Source organism: Enterobacter sp. CFEC122 (assembly GCF_052983755.1).
In genome coordinates this window covers 1-3,101 of the sequence record NZ_JBRIQR010000094.1, presented here as the reverse complement: position 1 = coordinate 3,101, position 3,101 = coordinate 1, and the positions used below count along the sequence as shown (strand labels likewise).

Below are 3,101 nucleotides of genomic sequence, written 5' to 3'. Positions count from 1 at the left end.
GAAGTTTTGCTCTTTAAAAATCTGGATCAAGCTGAAAATTGAAACGACACATCTTAAATGGTGTGTTCGAGTCTCTCAAATTTTCGCAAGTCGATGATGAATCGAAAGAAACATCTTCGGGTTGTGAGGTTAAGCGACTAAGCGTACACGGTGGATGCCCTGGCAGTCAGAGGCGATGAAGGACGTGCTAATCTGCGAAAAGCGCCGGCGAGGTGATATGAACCTTTGACCCGGCGATGTCCGAATGGGGAAACCCAGTGCAATTCGTTGCACTATCGTTAACTGAATACATAGGTTAACGAGGCGAACCGGGGGAACTGAAACATCTAAGTACCCCGAGGAAAAGAAATCAACCGAGATTCCCCCAGTAGCGGCGAGCGAACGGGGAGCAGCCCAGAGTCTGAATCAGCTTGTGTGTTAGTGGAAGCGTCTGGAAAGTCGCACGGTACAGGGTGACAGTCCCGTACACGAAAATGCACAGGCTGTGAACTCGAAGAGTAGGGCGGGACACGTGGTATCCTGTCTGAATATGGGGGGACCATCCTCCAAGGCTAAATACTCCTGACTGACCGATAGTGAACCAGTACCGTGAGGGAAAGGCGAAAAGAACCCCGGCGAGGGGAGTGAAAAAGAACCTGAAACCGTGTACGTACAAGCAGTGGGAGCACCTTCGTGGTGTGACTGCGTACCTTTTGTATAATGGGTCAGCGACTTATATTCTGTAGCAAGGTTAACCGTATAGGGGAGCCGAAGGGAAACCGAGTCTTAACTGGGCGTTAAGTTGCAGGGTATAGACCCGAAACCCGGTGATCTAGCCATGGGCAGGTTGAAGGTTGGGTAACACTAACTGGAGGACCGAACCGACTAATGTTGAAAAATTAGCGGATGACTTGTGGCTGGGGGTGAAAGGCCAATCAAACCGGGAGATAGCTGGTTCTCCCCGAAAGCTATTTAGGTAGCGCCTCGTGAACTCATCTTCGGGGGTAGAGCACTGTTTCGGCTAGGGGGCCATCCCGGCTTACCAACCCGATGCAAACTACGAATACCGAAGAATGTTATCACGGGAGACACACGGCGGGTGCTAACGTCCGTCGTGAAGAGGGAAACAACCCAGACCGCCAGCTAAGGTCCCAAAGTCATGGTTAAGTGGGAAACGATGTGGGAAGGCACAGACAGCCAGGATGTTGGCTTAGAAGCAGCCATCATTTAAAGAAAGCGTAATAGCTCACTGGTCGAGTCGGCCTGCGCGGAAGATGTAACGGGGCTAAACCATGCACCGAAGCTGCGGCAGCGACACTATGTGTTGTTGGGTAGGGGAGCGTTCTGTAAGCCGTTGAAGGTGGCCTGTGAGGGTTGCTGGAGGTATCAGAAGTGCGAATGCTGACATAAGTAACGATAAAGCGGGTGAAAAGCCCGCTCGCCGGAAGACCAAGGGTTCCTGTCCAACGTTAATCGGGGCAGGGTGAGTCGACCCCTAAGGCGAGGCCGAAAGGCGTAGTCGATGGGAAACAGGTTAATATTCCTGTACTTGGTGTTACTGCGAAGGGGGGACGGAGAAGGCTATGTTAGCCGGGCGACGGTTGTCCCGGTTTAAGCATGTAGGCGGAGGTTCCAGGTAAATCCGGTACCTTTTAACGCTGAGGTGTGATGACGAGGCACTACGGTGCTGAAGTAACAAATGCCCTGCTTCCAGGAAAAGCCTCTAAGCATCAGGTAACATCAAATCGTACCCCAAACCGACACAGGTGGTCAGGTAGAGAATACCAAGGCGCTTGAGAGAACTCGGGTGAAGGAACTAGGCAAAATGGTGCCGTAACTTCGGGAGAAGGCACGCTGATATGTAGGTGAAGCCCCTGCGGGTGGAGCTGAAATCAGTCGAAGATACCAGCTGGCTGCAACTGTTTATTAAAAACACAGCACTGTGCAAACACGAAAGTGGACGTATACGGTGTGACGCCTGCCCGGTGCCGGAAGGTTAATTGATGGGGTTAGCGGCAACGCGAAGCTCTTGATCGAAGCCCCGGTAAACGGCGGCCGTAACTATAACGGTCCTAAGGTAGCGAAATTCCTTGTCGGGTAAGTTCCGACCTGCACGAATGGCGTAATGATGGCCAGGCTGTCTCCACCCGAGACTCAGTGAAATTGAACTCGCTGTGAAGATGCAGTGTACCCGCGGCAAGACGGAAAGACCCCGTGAACCTTTACTATAGCTTGACACTGAACACTGGTCCTTGATGTGTAGGATAGGTGGGAGGCTTTGAAGTGTGGACGCCAGTCTGCATGGAGCCGTCCTTGAAATACCACCCTTTAATGGCTGGTGTTCTAACGTAGACCCGTAATCCGGGTTGCGGACAGTGTCTGGTGGGTAGTTTGACTGGGGCGGTCTCCTCCCAAAGAGTAACGGAGGAGCACGAAGGTTAGCTAATCCTGGTCGGACATCAGGAGGTTAGTGCAATGGCATAAGCTAGCTTGACTGCGAGAGTGACGGCTCGAGCAGGTGCGAAAGCAGGTCATAGTGATCCGGTGGTTCTGAATGGAAGGGCCATCGCTCAACGGATAAAAGGTACTCCGGGGATAACAGGCTGATACCGCCCAAGAGTTCATATCGACGGCGGTGTTTGGCACCTCGATGTCGGCTCATCACATCCTGGGGCTGAAGTAGGTCCCAAGGGTATGGCTGTTCGCCATTTAAAGTGGTACGCGAGCTGGGTTTAGAACGTCGTGAGACAGTTCGGTCCCTATCTGCCGTGGGCGCTGGAGAATTGAGGGGGGCTGCTCCTAGTACGAGAGGACCGGAGTGGACGCATCACTGGTGTTCGGGTTGTCATGCCAATGGCACTGCCCGGTAGCTAAATGCGGAAAAGATAAGTGCTGAAAGCATCTAAGCACGAAACTTGCCCCGAGATGAGTTCTCCCTGAGACTTTAAGTCTCCTGAAGGAACGTTGAAGACGACGACGTTGATAGGTCGGGTGTGTAAGCGCAGCGATGCGTTGAGCTAACCGATACTAATGAACCGTGAGGCTTAACCTTACAACGCCGAAGGTGTTTTGGCGAAGAGACAGACACGATTTTCAGCCTGATACAGATTAACAGAATTTGC

Annotated in this window: 1 rRNA gene; it reads left to right on the top strand. The window is 52.4% G+C overall.

Annotation, left to right across the window (positions count from 1 at the left end):
• The first annotated feature begins 127 nt into the window (after window positions 1-127).
• Window positions 128-3,031, top strand: a 23S ribosomal RNA gene (locus ACVCAM_RS26100).
• Window positions 3,032-3,101: the final 70 nt, after the last annotated feature.